Source organism: Micromonospora auratinigra (assembly GCF_900089595.1).
Taxonomy (GTDB): Bacteria; Actinomycetota; Actinomycetes; order Mycobacteriales; family Micromonosporaceae; genus Micromonospora; species Micromonospora auratinigra.
Window position 1 is genome coordinate 5,184,988 of record NZ_LT594323.1, and the last position, 17,044, is coordinate 5,202,031.

At 74.1% G+C, this 17,044-nt stretch carries 16 protein-coding genes; 8 read left to right on the forward strand and 8 right to left on the reverse strand.

What is annotated here, in order from left to right:
* Positions 1-7: 7 nt before the first annotated feature.
* From GA0070611_RS23345 to GA0070611_RS23360, 4 genes are all read right to left on the reverse strand, one after another.
* Positions 8-982: a serine/threonine-protein kinase gene (locus GA0070611_RS23345; RefSeq protein ID WP_091668094.1), complete on the reverse strand. Its 975-nt coding sequence runs from the start codon at positions 980-982 to the stop codon at positions 8-10.
* The gene (locus GA0070611_RS23350) at positions 979-1,731 is read right to left on the reverse strand and encodes an NUDIX hydrolase (protein ID WP_091668098.1); all 753 of its coding nucleotides are present in this window, start codon (positions 1,729-1,731) and stop codon (positions 979-981) included. Before GA0070611_RS23350 ends, GA0070611_RS23345 begins: the two co-directional genes overlap by 4 nt.
* Before the next feature lie 81 nt (positions 1,732-1,812).
* The gene (locus GA0070611_RS23355) at positions 1,813-2,715 is read right to left on the reverse strand and encodes a MaoC family dehydratase (protein WP_407940453.1); all 903 of its coding nucleotides are present in this window, start codon (positions 2,713-2,715) and stop codon (positions 1,813-1,815) included.
* A 242-nt stretch (positions 2,716-2,957) separates the two neighbouring features.
* Positions 2,958-4,316 (reverse strand): 3-oxoacyl-ACP reductase, encoded by a 1,359-nt coding sequence (locus GA0070611_RS23360; protein WP_091668105.1) that lies wholly within the window; start codon positions 4,314-4,316, stop codon positions 2,958-2,960.
* A gap of 54 nt (positions 4,317-4,370) precedes the next feature.
* Here GA0070611_RS23360 and GA0070611_RS23365 point away from each other — a divergent pair, with 54 nt between their 5' ends.
* The 3 genes from GA0070611_RS23365 (at position 4,371) to GA0070611_RS23375 (ending at position 6,915) form a co-directional block, all read left to right on the forward strand.
* Entirely contained in the window at positions 4,371-5,663 is a 1,293-nt protein-coding gene (locus tag GA0070611_RS23365) for an acetyl-CoA C-acetyltransferase (RefSeq protein WP_091668110.1), read from the forward strand.
* A 128-nt stretch (positions 5,664-5,791) separates the two neighbouring features.
* The gene (locus GA0070611_RS23370) at positions 5,792-6,643 is read left to right on the forward strand and encodes a TNT domain-containing protein (protein WP_091668113.1); all 852 of its coding nucleotides are present in this window, start codon (positions 5,792-5,794) and stop codon (positions 6,641-6,643) included.
* A gap of 20 nt (positions 6,644-6,663) precedes the next feature.
* Positions 6,664-6,915 (forward strand): hypothetical protein, encoded by a 252-nt coding sequence (locus GA0070611_RS23375; protein ID WP_091668116.1) that lies wholly within the window; start codon positions 6,664-6,666, stop codon positions 6,913-6,915.
* A 5-nt stretch (positions 6,916-6,920) separates the two neighbouring features.
* Here the strand turns inward: GA0070611_RS23375 and GA0070611_RS23380 are convergent, their stop codons facing one another.
* Complete coding sequence (locus tag GA0070611_RS23380) at positions 6,921-7,346, reverse strand: PIN domain nuclease (RefSeq protein ID WP_091668121.1); 426 nt, start codon at positions 7,344-7,346, stop codon at positions 6,921-6,923.
* On the reverse strand, positions 7,343-7,552 hold the full coding sequence (locus tag GA0070611_RS23385) for a type II toxin-antitoxin system VapB family antitoxin (RefSeq protein ID WP_091668125.1): 210 nt from the start codon (positions 7,550-7,552) through the stop codon (positions 7,343-7,345). The genes GA0070611_RS23380 and GA0070611_RS23385 overlap by 4 nt, the downstream gene beginning before the upstream one ends.
* Positions 7,553-7,640: 88 nt before the next feature.
* Between GA0070611_RS23385 and purB the strand changes: the two genes are divergently transcribed.
* Complete coding sequence (gene purB, locus GA0070611_RS23390) at positions 7,641-9,065, forward strand: adenylosuccinate lyase (RefSeq protein WP_091668130.1); 1,425 nt, start codon at positions 7,641-7,643, stop codon at positions 9,063-9,065.
* Positions 9,066-9,070: 5 nt separating this feature from the next.
* On the opposite strand, the gene GA0070611_RS23395 is transcribed toward purB, so the two are convergent.
* Positions 9,071-9,637 (reverse strand): YbjQ family protein, encoded by a 567-nt coding sequence (locus GA0070611_RS23395; protein WP_197676031.1) that lies wholly within the window; start codon positions 9,635-9,637, stop codon positions 9,071-9,073.
* Positions 9,638-10,122: 485 nt separating this feature from the next.
* Between GA0070611_RS23395 and purS the strand changes: the two genes are divergently transcribed.
* The 4 genes from purS to GA0070611_RS23415 all read left to right on the forward strand — a co-directional run bounded on the left by purS (position 10,123) and on the right by GA0070611_RS23415 (position 14,614).
* Positions 10,123-10,386, forward strand: coding sequence for a phosphoribosylformylglycinamidine synthase subunit PurS (purS, locus tag GA0070611_RS23400; RefSeq protein ID WP_088959474.1), 264 nt, complete (start codon positions 10,123-10,125; stop codon positions 10,384-10,386).
* Positions 10,383-11,066: a phosphoribosylformylglycinamidine synthase subunit PurQ gene (purQ, locus tag GA0070611_RS23405; RefSeq protein WP_091668135.1), complete on the forward strand. Its 684-nt coding sequence runs from the start codon at positions 10,383-10,385 to the stop codon at positions 11,064-11,066. The genes purS and purQ overlap by 4 nt, the downstream gene beginning before the upstream one ends.
* A gap of 61 nt (positions 11,067-11,127) precedes the next feature.
* Positions 11,128-13,854, forward strand: a complete 2,727-nt coding sequence (gene purL, locus GA0070611_RS23410) for a phosphoribosylformylglycinamidine synthase subunit PurL (protein ID WP_231921197.1) — start codon at positions 11,128-11,130, stop codon at positions 13,852-13,854.
* Entirely contained in the window at positions 13,844-14,614 is a 771-nt protein-coding gene (locus GA0070611_RS23415) for a 2-phosphosulfolactate phosphatase (protein WP_091673334.1), read from the forward strand. Before purL ends, GA0070611_RS23415 begins: the two co-directional genes overlap by 11 nt.
* 424 nt (positions 14,615-15,038) lie before the next feature.
* On the opposite strand, the gene GA0070611_RS23420 is transcribed toward GA0070611_RS23415, so the two are convergent.
* Positions 15,039-17,027, reverse strand: coding sequence for a peptidase associated/transthyretin-like domain-containing protein (locus tag GA0070611_RS23420; RefSeq protein ID WP_091673336.1), 1,989 nt, complete (start codon positions 17,025-17,027; stop codon positions 15,039-15,041).
* Between the last annotated feature and the right edge of the window lie 17 nt (positions 17,028-17,044).

The following is a 17,044-nucleotide window of genomic DNA, read 5'->3' on the forward strand; positions in this document are numbered from 1 at the left end:
AGCCTCCCTAGGGGTTGAGGGTGAAGGGTCGGAAGGTGCGCGGGCCGTAGCACCGCTCCAGCACCTCGTCGAGTTCGCCGAGCAGCCGCCACGCGTCGTCGGGACGCGCGGCGAGGTGCGGGCGCTGGCAGCCGGCCGCGAAGGCGCGCAGCTCGCGCGGGGCCCGGTCGGCCATCAGCCAGCCCATGCAGCGGGCGGCCAGGGCCAGGTCGGTGCCCGGGCCGGCCGGCCGCCGCCCGGTGACCTCCGGCGGGTACCAGTCCTCGTGGCCGGGCACCAGCGCCGGGACGGTCGCCCCGGGCGGGGTGGCGAAGCACCAGTCGACCAGCACCAGCCCGTGCGCGGCGGGCTCGATCAGCACGTGCCGGGGGAGCACCGCGCCGTGCACCACGCCGGCCCGGTGGGCCAGGCCGAGGGCGACCAGCAGCCGCCGCCACATCCAGGCCGCGTCGCGGGCGTCCAGCCCGTCCGGGTACGCCCGGCGCACCTCGTCCAGGCTGTGCAGCCCGGGCACGGTGCCGAGCACGTTGACCCGCCGTTCCGCCCCGGTCGCCGGGTCGCGCACCGGGAAGGAGTCGACCAGCCGGGGCACGTACGGCAGGTAGCGGGGGTCGCCGTGCTCCTCGATCGCGCGCAGCGCCCACGCCTCGCGGGCCAGCAGGTCGTTGTCGGCCGGCCGGCGGGCCACCTTGAGCAGCCGGTCCGCCCCGCCGTCGTAGAGGTCGGCGAGGTCGCCGGCGTACGCGAGCGGGCCGAGGGTGTGGTCGCCGAGCGGGGTGCCCCGGTCGCCCCGCCAGCGGCGGGTGACCGTGCCGAGGGCGTCGGTGGCGGCGGCGCGTACCCCCTCGTCGGCCGCGCCCAGCCGGTCCGGGTGCAGGGCCGTGACCAGCTCGCGGTAGCGGCGTGCGGGGGCCTCGGTGCCGAACAGTTCGGTGTCGCTGCGGGCGGCCGCGACCAGCCGGATCGCCTCCTCGGTCCTCACCGCACCGTCTCCTCGCGGGCGGGGCGCAGCAGCGCCGGGTGCAGCAGCCGCGCGTCGCCGGCGCGGTAGAGCTTGGCCCGGGGGCCGCCGCGTGCGCCGCCGCGTTCGGTGCTGGCCCCGGTGCTCTCGACGAAGCCCGGCACGGAGAGCACCTTGCGGTGGAAGTTGCCGGCGTGCAGCGGGTGTCCCCAGACCGTCTCGTAGACGGCCCGCAGCTCGGTGACGGTGAACTCCGGTTCGAGGAAGCGGGTGGCCAGCGGGGTGTACTCCAGTTTGGAGCGGGCCCGCTCCAGCCCGTCGGCGATGATCCGGCCGTGGTCGAAGGCGAGCTGGCGGCTGGTCAGGGCGGTGACCGGGAGCCAGACCGCGTCCTCGGCGTCGCTGCCGGCGGCCGGGTCGGGCAGGTCGGGGGCGAAGGCCAGGTGGGCCACCGAGATGATCCGCATCCGGGGGTCGCGGTCGGGGTCGCCGTAGCTGCCCAGCTGCTCCAGGTGCACCCGGTGCAGCCGCTCGCCGCCGAGCCCGGTCTCCTCGGCCAGTTCGCGGCGCGCCCCGGTGGCCAGGCCCTCGTCGGGGCGGACGAAGCCGCCGGGCAGCGCCCAGTGCCCCTCGTACGGCGGGGCGCCGCGCCGGACCAGCAGCAGGTGCAGGGCCCCGTCCCGGATGGTCAGCGCGACCACGTCGACGGTGACCGCGACCGCCGGATAGGCCCGGGGGTCGTACGCGGCGAGGAACTCCTGCTCGTTCACGGCTTCCCTCTCACTTCGAGAACAACTCAATCTGAGAACAACTTAGCGCACAAAAGAGGGGCCGCCAAGCCCCTCTTTTCCTCAGCGGACGGTGCCCACCAGATGCGGCCGCCCGTCCCGCGCGCCGTGCAGGCCGAAGTCCCAGCCCGCGCCGGTCGTGCCGGCGCTGAACGCCACCGTGGACGGCAACGGCACCGGCAGCTTGAACGCCACGTCCACCGTGTACGCCTCCGGCAGCCGGCTCTCCAGCGCGGCCAGGCAGCGCGCCTTGCTCCACATGCCGTGCGCGATCGGCCGGCGGAAGCCGAACAGCCGCGCCCCCAGGGCCGAGGTGTGGATCGGGTTATGGTCGCCGGAGACCCGCGCGTAGTCGGTGCCGACCCGGGGCGTCACCCGCCACTGCGCCGACGGGGCCGGCGCGGCCGGCCGGTCACCCCGGTCGGGCCGTGGGCCACCGGCCGCCGCGCGCTCCCTGCCCAGGTACGTCGAGACGCCCCGCCAGACCTCCGCGCCGCCGACCGAGGCGACCAGCACCACGTCCAGCTGCCGGCCCCGCTCGTGCGGACGCAGGTTCTCCGCGTACGTGCGGAAGTCCACCGTCTCGCCGGCCTCGACCGGCCGGTGCACGGTGATCCGGTTGGCCACGTGCACCACCCCGGTCAACGGGATCGGGAACTCCGCCGTGGTCATCAGCCGCAGTGACAGCGGAAAACCCAGCACGTGCAGGTACGTCCCCGGCAGCCGGTCGGTCAGCCGGAACCCGCAGACCCGGTCGTAGTCGGCGAGGTGGGCCCGGTCCACCGTCACCCCGGTGACGCCCAGCTCCACCGCCGGCACGTCCGCGCCACGCCGGCCGCCCCGCCCGGGCAGCGCCCCGAGCAGGGCCCGCCGGTAGAGCGCGCCGGCGGCCGGGAGCCGTGGCAGGTCGACCCGGGCCCGCCCCTCCGGGGTGGTCGCGGCGCCGGAACTGTCCCGGGCCGGCACGTCGCCGGACGCGGTGAGGTGGCCGGCCAGGGCGGAGAGGTCCTGCGTCCGGTCGTACGCCAGGGCGGAGAGGTCCTGGGTCGTCTCGGTGGCGAGGACGGGCAGCTCCTCGGCCGGCTCCGTGCCCCGGCGGGCGGCCAGGGCGTTGCGCGCCGTGGTCAGGTCCTGGGTGGGGCCGTCGATCAGCTCGTGCACCGACAGCTCCTCGGTCGGCTCCTCCGGCCGTCGCTTGCGCCGTACCATCACGCCCCCAGCAGGCTCTGGCCGCAGACCCGCACCACGTTGCCGGTCACCGCGCCGCTCGCCGGCCAGGCGAGCCAACCGATCGTCTCCGCCACGTCCACCGGCAGGCCGCCCTGGGCCATGCTGTTCATCCGGCGGCCCGCCTCCCGGAGCATCAGCGGGATCCGCGCGGTCAGCCGGGTCTCGATGAATCCGGGTGCGACCGCGTTGAGGCTGATCCCCCGCTCGCGCAGCACCGGGGTGAGCGAGTCGACCAGGCCGATCACGCCGGCCTTGCTGGTCGCGTAGTTGGTCTGACCCCGGTTGCCGGCGATGCCGGCGATCGAGGAGACCGACACGATCCGGCCGCCGGCCGGGATCAGGTCGCGCTCCAGCAGCACGTCGTTGATCCGCTCCTGGCTGGACAGGTTCACGTCGATGACCTGGTCCCAGCGGTCCGGGTCCATCCGGCCGAGGGTCTTGTCCCGGGTGATGCCGGCGTTGTGCACCACCACGTCGACCCGGCCGTGCCGGGCCGCCAGGTGCTCGGCCAGCCGGGTCGGGGCGTCCGGCGCGGTCAGGTCGAGCTGCACCGCGCTGCCGCCGATCTCGTTGGCCACCTCGGCCAGCGCGTCCCCGGCGGACGGCACGTCCAGCGCCACCACCTGCGCGCCGTCCCGGGCCAGCACCGTGGCCAGCGCCGCCCCGATGCCCCGGGCCGCCCCGGTGACCAGCACGACCTGCCCGTCCAGCGGCCGGTCCCAGTCGGCCGGGGCGGTGGCCGTGCCGGCGCCGATCCGGACCACCTGCCCGGAGACGTACGCGGAGCGGCCGGACAGCAGAAAACGGAGGGTCGATTCGAGGCTGGTGAGCGTGCCGGCGTCGCCGTCCTTCGTCACGTACACGAGCTGGGCGGTGACGCCCCGGCCGAACTCCTTGCCGATGCTGCGGGTGAGCCCCTCCAGGGCGCGCTGGGCGGTGGCCTCACGCGGCGATCCGCACTCGGCCGGCGGGGTGCCCAGCACGATCACCCGACCGCTGGGGGTCAGCGACCGGGCGTGCGGGTGGAAGAAGTCGTAGAGCTGGCGCAGGCCGGTCGAGTCGGTGATGCCGGTGGCGTCGTACACCAGGCCGGCGTAACGCACGGGGTCGTCGGTGGCGGCGACCGGGTCGCGCAGCTCGACCCCGGCGAAGGTCAGCACCTTGGTGACCGGCTCGGCGAGCCGGCTGCCGGCCGCGGTGCCGAGCAGGACCGGCCCCGGGACCAGCGGGTCGCCCGGCGTGTGCCGGCGCAGTCGGGGCGGGTCGGGCAGCCCGAGGCGCTTGACCAGCGCGCGACCGGCCCCCGATTGGACGAAGCTCGCGTACCTGTCGGTCATAGGCGTAGCCTACTGGCGAGTAGGGTTCGGGCAACAGTTCAGAGGAGGACGATCGTGCAGAGTGTCCGGCGGGTCGCGGTCATCGGCGGCAACCGCATCCCCTTCGCCCGGTCCAACTCGCGCTACGCGCAGGCCTCCAACGCGGACATGCTCGGCGCGGCCCTGGACGGCCTGGTCGCCCGGTTCGGCCTGGCCGGCCAGCGGGTCGGCGAGGTGGTGGCCGGAGCGGTGCTCAAGCACTCCCGGGACTTCAACCTCACCCGCGAGGTGGTGCTCGGCTCGCGTCTCGACCCGCACACCCCGGCGTACGACGTCCAGCAGGCCTGCGGCACCGGCCTGGAGGCCGCCATCCTGGTCGCCAACAAGATCGCCCTCGGGCAGATCGAGGTGGGCATCGCCGGTGGCGTGGACACCACCTCCGACGCGCCGCTGGCGATCAACGAGGACCTGCGCCGCACCCTGCTCGAGCTGAACTCCGCCCGGACCCTCGGTGAGCGGCTGAAGGTGGCCGCGAAGCTCCGCCCGCACCAGCCGTTCAAGCCGGAGATCCCGCGCAACGCGGAGCCGCGTACCGGGCTGTCGATGGGGGAGCACGCCGCCCGCACGGCGGTGCGCTGGAACATCGACCGGGCGGCGCAGGACGAGCTGGCGCTCCGCTCGCACCAGCGGCTCGCCGCCGCGTACGACAAGGGGTTCTTCGACGACCTGATGACCCCCTACCTGGGGCTGACCCGCGACCAGAACCTGCGGGCGGAGACCAGCCTGGAGAAGCTCGGCTCGCTCAGGCCGGTCTTCGGCACCAAGGGGCCGGACGCCGAGCGGGCCACCATGACCGCCGGCAACTCGTCCCCGCTCACCGACGGCGCGTCGACCGTGCTGCTGGCCTCGGAGGAGTGGGCGCGCGAGCACCACCTGCCGGTGCTGGCCTGGTTCTCCTGGTCGGAGACGGCCGCGGTGGACTTCGTGCACGGCGACGAGGGGCTGCTGATGGCCCCCGCGTACGCGGTGCCCCGGATGCTCTCCCGGGCCGGCCTGACGCTGCAGGACTTCGACTTCTACGAGATCCACGAGGCGTTCGCCTCGCAGGTGCTGGCCACCCTGGCCGCCTGGGAGTCGGCGGAGTTCTGCAAGGAACGGCTGGGGCTGGACGCCCCGCTCGGGTCGATCGACCGGGAGCGGCTCAACGTGCACGGCTCCTCGCTGGCCGCCGGGCACCCGTTCGCCGCCACCGGTGGCCGGATCGTGGCGACCCTGGCGAAGCTGCTCGACCAGAAGGGGAGCGGGCGCGGCCTGATCTCGATCTGCGCGGCGGGCGGTCAGGGCGTCACGGCGATCCTGGAACGCTGACGACGGGGCGGTCCGGGGACAAAAGTCTCCGATAACCCTTTCCGGTCATGAAAGGTACAAAGGCTCACATTCACCTTCTGAACCTCTGAGCATGAGGACGTCACTCGTCCCATTTCAGGAGGTTCAGCGTGAGAACACATCGCTGGCTGCTGGCCGTCGTCTCCGGCGCGGCCCTGGTGCTGGTGCCCGGGGCCGCCCAGTCGGCCACCGCGCCCACCGCCGCGATCGCCAGGGCGGCCACCACCGTCGACGCCGGCCCGGGCGACCGGGGCGGCGACGGCCAGGGCAGCGAGCGGCGCCGCGACCCGCAGCCGCCGCCGAGCCGGAGCCTGTGCAGCCCCGACCAGCCGCCGACCGCGCCGCAGACCACCCAGTTCTACGACAACAACGTCCTGCTCGGCCCGCTCAACCTGCCCACCGCGTCGCCGGTCGGGCCGCTCCTCGCCGGCTACCAGCGGTTCGGCGCGCAGACCGAGGCCGAGTGGCTGAGCAACTACACCACCGGCGGCACGCCCAACAGGCTGATCTTCCCGCCCCAGGACGGCTTCGCGCTCGGCCCGCACGGCGAGGCGATCAAGACCCGCCAGACGATGCTGCCCGGCTACCGCCTGGACCGCTTCGGCTTCCCCGGCGGTGCCTTCCTGGCCCCGCTCGGCACCCCGTTCAGCTCCCGCTCGCTCGCGCCGCAGAGCCTGAACACCCCGCCGACCCCACCGGCCACCACCCCCGCCGCGCCGCTGGCCAACTACCACACCTACTGCGTGCTGAAGCCGTTCGACGTGGACTCCGGCCCGATCGCGCCGTGGTTCGCCCAGCCCGGCATGGGTACGCAGTTCAAGCTGAACCAGGCGTACTTCCCGCAGGCGACCATGCCGGTGACCGTGCAGTGGCTGCTCGACCACCACTTCCTCGCCGAGGAGTACCTGGACGGCACCTGCGCGGACCCGCAGGGCTGGGCGGTCGGCTCGGACGCCTGCTGAGCCGGGATCGGAGGTCGGGAGTGGACCGGTACGAGGTGCGGGCGGCCCTGCTGGCGGCGGGGCAGTCCCCGGACGCCTTCGCGCTGGAGGGCGTGCACGAGCACCAGCCGGTCCCTCCCGACTTCTGGTTCCTCCGCCGCTCACCCGGCGGCGGCTGGGAGATCGGCTCCTACGAGCGGGGCCGGTACGAGGTGCGGATGGCGTTCGGCACGGAGGCGGAGGCGTGCGCGGCGCTCTACACCGTGCTCACCGGTCGTCCCGCCCCGACGTGACGGGACTACTTGAGGGATCCGGCCGGGGCCAGCCAGCGCATGGGTTGGCCGGTCACCGCGGCGACCTGGTCGTAGTCCCGGTCGTAGTGCAGGAGGGAGAGCCCTTGGTGTTCGGCGGTGGCGGCGATCAGGAGATCCACCGCACCGGCTGACCTGTGGGTTCCCCGGGCGGTGAGGTCCGCCTGTATCTCGGCGGCGCGCTCGTAGCTTCCGTCGGGCATGCCCACCCAGCCGAAGACGGTGCGGAGCTGCTGCTCCAGGCGTGCGCGGTCGGCCACCGAGCGGGCCGAGTAGAGGAATTCCAGCTCGACCAGGGGGCAGATCGCGACCAGGCCGGCGGTGAGTGTCTGTTCCCAGCGGGCCAGCACTGCGGGGTCCCGGAGCAGCCGGACCAGGGCGCTGGTGTCGATCAGGTAGTCGGCGATCTTCACGGTCGGTAGGTGCCCTTGTCGAGCAGTTCGTCGAAGTCGCCGGCCTGTCCCCGGCCCGCCAGTTCGGCCAGGGCACGGGCCCGGCGTAGCCGGGCGGCTCCTTCGCGGAGCGCGACGTTGACCGTTTCCTTCTTGGTCCGGGTGCCGAATGCCTTGGCCGCGTCGGCGAGCGCCTCGTCGTCGACGTCCACGAGGATCTTGGTCACGGCATCTCCTATATACGGCGAGCGGAAGAAGTATATCCGCCCCTGGCCCGGTCCGGGGCCGTGCGGCGCGTACGGGAGAATGAGGGCCGTGACGACGATCCCGAACGTGCTCGCCAACCGGTACGCCTCGCCCGAGCTGGTCGCCCTCTGGTCCCCCGAGGAGAAGGTACGGCTGGAGCGGCGGCTCTGGTTGGCCGTGCTGAAGGCCCAGCGGGACCTCGGCGTGCCGGTGCCGGACGGGGTGGTCGAGGCGTACGAGCGGGTGGTCGACGACGTCGACCTGGCCTCGATCGCGGAGCGCGAGCGGGTCACCCGGCACGACGTGAAGGCGCGGATCGAGGAGTTCAGCGCGCTCGCCGGCCACGAGCACGTGCACAAGGGGATGACCTCCCGCGACCTCACCGAGAACGTCGAGCAGCTCCAGGTGCGCCGCTCGCTGGAGCTGATCCGGGACCGGGTGGTGGCCACCCTGGCCCGGCTCGCCTGGCACGCCCACGAGTACTCCGGCCTGGTGATGACCGGCCGGTCGCACAACGTCGCCGCGCAGGCCACCACGCTGGGCAAGCGCTTCGCCTCGGCAGCCGAGGAGCTGCTGATCGCGTACGAGCGGCTGGAGGACCTGATCGGCTGGTACCCGCTGCGGGGCATCAAGGGCCCGGTCGGCACCGCCGCCGACCAGCTCGACCTCTTCGACGGTGACGCCGACAAGGTGGCCGAGCTGGAGCGCCGGGTCGCCGAGCACCTCGGGTTCAGCCGGGTGCTGGACAGCGTCGGCCAGGTCTACCCGCGCTCGATCGACGTGGCGGTGCTCGCCGCGCTCTCCCAGGTGGCCGCCGCGCCGTCGTCGCTGGCCACCACGATCCGGCTGATGGTCGGGCAGGAGCTGGTGACCGAGGGCTTCAAGCCGGGTCAGGTGGGCTCCAGCGCGATGCCGCACAAGATGAACACCCGCTCGTCGGAGCGGGTGAACGGCTTCGCCGTGATCATCCGGGGCTACCTGTCGATGGTCGGCGAGCTGGCCGGCGACCAGTGGAACGAGGGGGACGTGTCCTGCTCGGTGGTCCGTCGGGTCGCCCTGCCGGACGCGTTCTTCGCCGCCGACGGGCTGTTCCAGACCTTCCTCACGGTGCTGGACGAGTTCGGGCCGTACCCGGCGGTGATCAACCGGGAGCTGGAGCGCTTCCTGCCGTTCCTGGCGACCACCAAGATCCTGGTCGCGGCGGTACGACGGGGCGTCGGGCGGGAGGTCGCGCACGAGGTGATCAAGGAGCACGCGGTCGCCGTGGCGCTGGCCATGCGGGAGAAGGGTGCCGCCGAGAACGACCTCTTCGACCGGCTCGCCACCGACGGCCGGCTGGGCCTGACCCGGGCCGAGATCGACGCCCTGGTCGCCGACCGCAACGCCTTCGTCGGCGCGGCCGGCTCCCAGGTCGACCGGGTCACCGCCCGGATCACCAAGATCGTGGAAGCCCACCCCGAGGCCGCCGCCTACTCCCCACCCCCCATCCTCTGACCCCGTCAGGAGTCGCGGGTGGGGGTCTCGGCGGCGGAGGAGAGGTTGGGGGCGCTGGCCGGTTCGGCGATGCCGCCGGGGGCCGAGGCGATCTCCGGGTCGTGCGCGGTCCCGGCCGCCACCATGGGCTGGTCGGCGGGCATGACGTCGGGCATCTTGGGCACCACGATCACCGCCGTGCCGTACGCGCAGATCTCCATCCACATCTCGCCGCAGTCCCGGCTGTCGAAACGCATGCCGATCACCGCGTTCGCGCCGAGCCGGCGGGCCTCCTCGCCCAGTCGGGCCACCGAGTCGGTACGCCAGCGGGTGAGGTTGTCCGGTGCCATCGGGTCGTACGCGCCGCCGCGCAGGTTCTTCACCCCTTCGCGGTACGGGTTGCGGGTCCTCGCCATCGAGGAGACCACTTCGCCGAGGATCTGGCGGATCTCGTAGCCGGGCAGTTGATCCGTCGTCACGACCAGCACGGTTCCGATGCTGTCAGCCGGCCGGCGGCCGGAACGTGCGCCGTGTTCACCTGATCGGATGCTGCAAAACGGCGCGGCGCGGACGGTCGGCGTGGCCGGGCCCATCCGCGCCGCCCCGGGCGGGAACCGGCAGACACCGGCCACCGGGTGATCCTGGACCGGTTGTATGCGATCCCGCCGTGGTTCGCGGGTCGCGGCGCCGGCTGCGGCAGGGCTCCGGACACATCGACTGATGCCACGGGTCCCCGCGCTTCGCGCACCGGGCCCGATCGAGGCGGGTCGATCATCGACTCGCGGTGCGCGGACGCGCCCGGGCCGGCTGTCGGAAACCGGTCCCGACGTGGCCGGTCGGAACGGAAAATGCCTGGTGGGGGAGGGTGTGGCCGCGCTCGGGCGGCGATCTTCGGCAACGAATCCGTATCGACGTCACAACGACTCCGCATCGACGTTCCGTCCCGGCGTGCGGTCCCGCCGACCACCGTCCGGACCCGCCCCGGCCGGTGCGGGCGGGGCGGTATCTGCCAGGTAGGCTGGCTGCGCTCGCCCGTAGTGGGCCGGCACCCAACTGCGTACACAGTCAGGAGTGCCCCGTGCCTCGCGTCGTCGTCGACGTCATGCTCAAGCCCGAGATCCTCGATCCTCAGGGCCAGGCCGTCGCAAACGCGCTGCCCCGACTCGGCGTCAGCGACGTCGCCTCGGTTCGGATCGGCAGGCGGATCGAGATCGAGTTCACCGGCGAACCGGACCTGGACCGGGCCCGGGAGATCGCCGACAAGCTGCTCGCCAACCCGGTCATCGAGGACTTCACCGTCCGCGTGGTCGAGGCCGACGAGACCGTGGACGCGCACCCGTGACCGCCCGGGTCGGTGTGGTGACGTTCCCCGGCTCGCTGGACGACGGCGACGCCGCCCGGGCCGTCCGGATCGCCGGCGCCGAGCCGGTCCGGCTCTGGCACGGTGACCCGGAGCTGCACGGGGTGGACGCCGTCGTCCTGCCCGGCGGCTTCTCCTACGGCGACTACCTGCGCTGCGGGGCCATCGCCCGGTTCGCCCCGGTGATGGAGACGATCGTGGACGCCGCCCGGGGCGGTCTCCCGGTGCTCGGCATCTGCAACGGCTTCCAGATCCTCTGCGAGGCGCACCTGCTGCCCGGCGCGCTCACCCGTAACCAGCACCTGCACTTCCGCAACCGGGACCAGGTCCTCCGCATCGAGGCCGTCGGCACCGCCTGGACCAACGCGTTCCAGCCGGGCCAGGAGGTGCTGATCCCGGTCAAGAACGGCGAGGGCTGCTACGTCGCCGACCCGGCGACGCTGGACCGGCTGGAGGCCGAGGGCCGGGTGGTCGCCCGCTACGTCGGCGGCAACCCCAACGGTTCGCAGCGGGACATCGCCGCGATCACCAACGAGGCCGGCAACGTCGTCGGCATCATGCCGCACCCCGAGCACGCGGTGGAGGCGCTCACCGGCCCCTCCCTGGACGGTCTCGGCTTCTTCACCTCGGTGCTCAAGCACCTGGTGGGGGCGCCGGCGTGACCGTGCGCGGCGGGATCATCGGTCACCGCCGGTACGGCGGCGAGCGCAGCGAGGAGAGGTCATGACCACCCATCCGGACCCGGCCCTGCGGGAGACGCCGGCCGTGGTGCCGCAGGCCGGCCCGGCCGACGACTGGGCCCGCGACGTGGACACCGTGCCCCAGGCCGTCGACACCCCGGACGAGCTCCAGCCGTACGCCGAGCTGGGCCTGCGGGACGACGAGTACGACCGGATCCGGCACATCCTCGGCCGCCGGCCCACCCAGGCCGAGCTGGCCATGTACTCGATCATGTGGAGCGAGCACTGCTCCTACAAGTCGAGCAAGGTGCACCTGCGCCAGTTCGGTGAGAAGGCCCCGCCGAGCGACCGGCTGCTCGCCGGCATCGGCGAGAACGCCGGCGTGGTCCGGGTCTCCGACGAACTGGCGGTCACCTTCAAGGTCGAGTCGCACAACCACCCGAGCTTCGTCGAGCCGTACCAGGGCGCGGCGACGGGTGTCGGCGGCATCGTCCGGGACATCCTCGCCATGGGTGCCCGCCCGGTCGCCGTGATGGACCCGCTGCGCTTCGGCGCGGCCGACCACCCGGACACCGCCCGGGTGCTCCCCGGCGTGGTGGCCGGAGTCGGCGGCTACGGCAACTGCCTGGGCCTGCCGAACATCGGCGGCGAGGTCGTCTTCGACCCCTGCTACCAGGGCAACCCGCTGGTCAACGCGCTCTGCCTCGGCGTACTGCCGGTCGACCGGCTGCAGAAGAAGGAGGCCGCCGGCCCCGGCAACGTCGTGGTGCTGATGGGTGCCCGCACCGGGCGCGACGGCATCGGTGGCGTGTCGGTGCTGGCCAGCGCCACCTTCGACGAGGGCAGCGAGCAGCGCCGCCCGTCGGTGCAGGTCGGCGACCCGTTCATGGAGAAGCTCCTGATCGAGGCCTGCCTGGAGCTGTACGACGCCGAGCTGGTCGTCGGCATCCAGGACCTCGGTGGCGCCGGCCTGACCTGCGCGCTCACCGAGACCGCCGCCTCCGCCGGCACCGGTATGCGGGTCTGGCTGGAGCGGGTCCCGCTGCGCGAGGCGTCGATGACGCCGCACGAGATCCTGGCCAGCGAGTCGCAGGAGCGGATGCTGCTGGTCGTCGCGCCGGACAAGCTGGAGGCGGTGCTCAAGACCGCCGAGAAGTGGGGCGTCTGGGCCACCGCGATCGGCGAGGTCACCGCGCCGGCACCGGACGGCCGGCCCGGCCGCCTGGTGATCACCTGGCGCGACCAGCTCGTGGTGGACGTGCCGCCGGGCTCGCTGGTCGACGACGGGCCGGTCTACGCCCGTCCGATGCGGGAGCCGGCCGACCTGATCCTGCTCCAGGCCGACCGCGCCGAGACGCTGCCCCGGCCGAGCGACCCGGACGCGCTGCGCGAGACCGTGCTCCGGATGATCGCGTCGCCGAACCTGGCCGACAAGACCTGGGTCACCGAGCAGTACGACCGGTACGTGCTGGGCAACACCGTGCTCGCCCAGCCGGAGGACTCCGGCGTGATCCGGATCGACGAGCGGACCGGCCTGGGGGTCGCCCTCTCGCTCGACGGCAACGGCCGGTACGCGCGCCTCGACCCGTACCAGGGGACCCGGCTCGCGCTCGCCGAGGCGTACCGGAACGTGGCGGTGACCGGGGCGAAGCCGATCGCCGTGACCAACTGCCTCAACTTCGGCTCGCCGGAGGACCCGGGCGTGATGTGGCAGTTCGCCGAGGCCGTCCGCGGCCTGGCGGACGGCTGCCTCGAGCTGGGCATCCCGGTCACCGGTGGCAACGTCAGCTTCTACAACCAGACCGGCGCGGCGGCCATCCACCCGACCCCGGTGGTCGGCGTGCTGGGCGTGCTGGACGACGTCGCCGAGCGGGTGCCGATGGGCTTCGTGCCGCGCGCCGGCGGCGACCACGACCAGCTCTTCCTGCTGGGCGAGACGCACGTCGAACTCTCCGGCTCGGAGTGGGCCTGGGTGACCCACGAGCACCTGGGCGGCATCCCGCCGCAGGTCGACCTGGCCCGGGAGCGGCAGCTCGCCGAGCTGCTGGCCGACGCGGCCCGGGTCGGGCACCTCAGCTCGGCGCACGACCTCTCCGACGGCGGCCTCGCGCAGAGCCTGGTCGAGTCCTGCCTGCGGCGGGGTGTCGGCGCCCGGGTGGTGCTGCCGGAGCACTTCGCCGGTGGCTCGATGCCGTTCGTCTTCCTGTTCAGCGAGTCCGCCGGCCGGGTGCTGGTGTCGGTGCCGCGTGGGCACGAGAAGGCGTTCACCGCCCTCTGCGCCGAGCACGCGGTGCCGTGGGAGTTCGTCGGGGTCACCGACCCGGCGGGCGGCGCCCTGGAGGTGCACGGCCAGTTCCGGATCGGCCTGGACGAGCTGCGCGCCGCGCACACCGCCACCCTGCCGCGCCTCTTCGGCGGCGAGGAGGCGGCCCAGGTGACCGTGGCGGCCGCCCGTACCGGCACCAGCACGGTCCTGCCGGCCACCGCCGAGCAGCCGGTGGGGGTCGACACGGACGCGGTGGCCGCCGAGCCGATCGCCCGGGCCGAGCCGGCCGGGGAGACGCCGGCCCCGACCCCGGTCGACGGTGGCGAGCAGCGCGACGCCGACGCGGCGGACGAGCCGGTCGCGGCCGCGGACGCCCCGGCGGACCAGGTCGACGCGGCGGACGAGGTCGGTGGGGCGGCGTCCGCGTCGGCCGAGGCCGGCCCCGACGCCGAGGTGACCGCCCCCGGTGACCCGGACCGGGCCGACACGCCGGATGAGCGCTGACCCGCCGGCCCCGGCCGTCTTCGCCCAACCCGGTTCCGGCGCCCGCTTCGACTGGGGGCTGACCGGGGCGGCGGAGCTCGGCCGGGTCTGCGCCGCCCTGGTGGTGGTGGACGTGCTCTCGTTCACCACCGCCGTGGAGGTCGCGGTGGGCCGGGGCATGCGGGTGCACCCGTTCCCCTGGGGGGAACAGGCCGCCCTGTACGCCCGCCGGGTGGGTGCCGTGGCTGCGGTCGGTCGCCGGCAGATGACCCCCGAGCACCCCTGGTCGCTCTCCCCGGCCGCGCTGCGGCGCGCCCCGGTGGTCGACGACCTGGTGCTGCCGTCGCCGAACGGTTCCGCGATCAGCGCCGCCGCGAGCGCCACGGGCGTACCGGTGGTCGCGGCCTGCCTGCGCAACGCCCGCGCCGTCGGGCGCTGGCTGCGCAGCCAGGGGTACGGCTCGACGGACGCCCCGGTCGGCGTGGTGGCCGCCGGGGAGCGGTGGCCGGACGGCTCGCTGCGCCCCTGCGTCGAGGACCAGCTGGGGGCGGCCAGCGTGCTGGACGCCCTCTCCGGCGTGGCGGGTGGCCTGTCGGTGGAGGCGGCGATGGCGCTCGCCGCGTTGGCCAGCACGCCGGACCTGCCGGCCGCGGTACGCGGCTGCGTCTCCGGCCGCGAGCTGGCCGAGGGCGGTTTCGCCGAGGACGTGGCGGTCGCCGTGCAGCTGGACGTCTCCCGGGTGGTGCCGGTGCTCCGGCAGGGTTACTTCGCCGCGGCCTGACCGGCTCCGCCCGCGACCGTCGACCCAGGTGGCGGCTGTCCTTCTCGCCGCCTGCAAACTTGATGACGGAAACGAATCGTGCGGCGCACCCGGCGGCCGCTTGCCGGCGAGGCCGCGCGCCCTGACACCCGCGCTCAGGAGGCCGCGCCCTGACACCCGCGCTCAGGAGGCCGCGCCCTGACACCCGCGCTCAGGAGGGTCAGTCCGAGTAGCGGCCCCCGGGTATCGGACGGTGCGCCGGAGCGGTGCGGCGTCGGCCTCGTGGGGAACCGGCCGACCGCGAGTCGTTCACGACATCAGGTTTGTAGGCGGCCACGCGAGAGACCGAGGAGCACGTGGTCGTTACCGGGTGGGTGACGCGCAACGGCCGCCCGGATCTCTCCGGGCGGCCGTTGTCGTCGGTCGGGGCGTACGCCCCGGCGGGTCAGTCGTCCAGCCAGTCCAGGCGGCGACCGCCGCGCTCCGGCGGGCCGTCCGGGCGACCCCGACCGGCCTGGGCCGGATCGGCGTAGTAGCCGCCCTGGTCGTAGCCCTGGTCGTCATAGCCGCCGGTGCGCTGCTGCGGCGGCGGCTCCTGGCCGTAACCACCCGGCTGGCCGTAGCCGCCCTGCTGCGGCTGCTGGCCGTACCCGTCGTTGCCGCCGTAGCCGCCACGCTGGTCGTAGTTCTGGCCGCCCTCGTAGCCGCCGCCGGGAGCGGCGTCGTAGCCGCCGGTGGGCGGGGCGTCGTAGCCGCCCCGGGCCGGGCCGCCCTCGTAGCCGCCCCGGGCCGGGGCGTTGTCGTAGCCCCGGGTGTTGTCGTAACCACCCTGGTCCGCGGCGCCGTCGTAACCGCCCTGCGCGCCGTACCCGCCGTACCCGTTGTCCGGCTCGCCGCCCCGGCCGTAGTGGCCCTGGTCCTGCGCGCCGTAGCCGGGGGCCTGGTCGGCGCCGGGCTGGTAGGTGCTGGTCGGGTACGGGTCGGCCGGCGGCGCGTACTGGGTGCTGTCGCCGGTGTAGCGGCCGGTCGGCTCGTCGTACCGCTCGTTGCCGTAGCCGCCGCCCTGGGCGGGCGGGTAGCCGCCGGCCCCGGCGCCGTAGTCCCGGTCGCCGTAGCCGCCGCCCGAGGCCGGGGCGTTGCCGTAGCCGCCGCCCGAGGAGGGCGCGTTGCCGTAGCCGTTGGCGCCGTAGCCGCCCGGTGCGGGCTCGTCGCCGTAGCCGCCGCCGGCCCAGCCGCCCTGCCCGCCGCCGTAACCGGACGCGGGCGGCGCGCCGTACGGGTCCGGCGGGACGTCGTCGACGACCGGCCGGTGCATCATCGTCGGCGCGTCGCTGAGCGAGGTGCCGCCGACCATGGTGGGCGCGGGGCCCGCACCCATCCCGCCGACCACCCGGGTCTGGTCCTCGGCGCCCCGGTAACCGCCGCGCGCCACCGGCACCGCACCCGCGGCGGCGGCCCCGCCCGGACCGGCGGTGTCGGCGTCGTCGCCCTCGTTCTTGCGCCGCATGTAGAGCAGCACGATGGTGCCGACACCCACCGCCACGAACAGGCCGCCGAGCAGGATCAGCAGCCAGGAGCCGCCGGAGTCCTCCTTGGCGGTGGGCTGCGCGGCCGCCGCCGGCGCCTCACTGGACGGCCCCTCGGTGACCTCGTCGGTCGCCTCGTCGGTCGGCAGCGCCTCCGCGCTGGCCGACGGGGTGGCGCTCGGCGTGGCCTTCACCTCGACCGGCACGGCGAGGCGCAGGCCGGTCTTCGAATCACCGGCCGCCGCGTCGATCGACTTGGTGATCTGCTTGCCGTCCTTGCTGGCGCCCAGGTCGAGCCGGCCGGGGGCGATCGGGTCGGACGCGGAGCCGGAGAACTTGAAGTTGCCGCTGCCGTCGCTGTTGGTCTGGCGCAGCTTGCCCTGGCCGTCCCGCAGCATCACGACCGCGCCCGAGATCGGCTCGCTGTTGGCCGCGATGATGACCTTGCCGGAGATCGACTTGACGGTCTGTGCCTCGGTCGGCTGCGGGGCAGCCTTCGCCTTCACGGTGAGGTTGAAGTTGGCGGTGGCCGGCTCGGAGACACCCTGCACGCGGACCGTCACCGAGGTGCCGTTGGCGTCGGGGGCGTTGTCGTTCGCCCGGACGGTGATCAGCTGGACCTTCGGCGAACCGGGCGGCCCGTTGAACGTGAACCCGCCGCACCCGCTGCTGCAGCTGACGCCGGACGGCAGCCCGCTGAGACTCAGGTCACCGTTCTTGTCGTCGGTGCCGGGGGTGATGGTCACCGTGAGCGTCGTGTCGCTGCCCGCGTTGACCGTTGCCGATCCCGGCGCGACGTTGACACTGGCGGCGAACGCCGGTGTGGCGGGGACGGTGAGCAGCGCGCCGAACGCCAGCGCTACGACCACACCGGCCCGCTGCTTCCAGGCACGTCGGTGTGTTGACACGTCCACCGCCTTCCGGG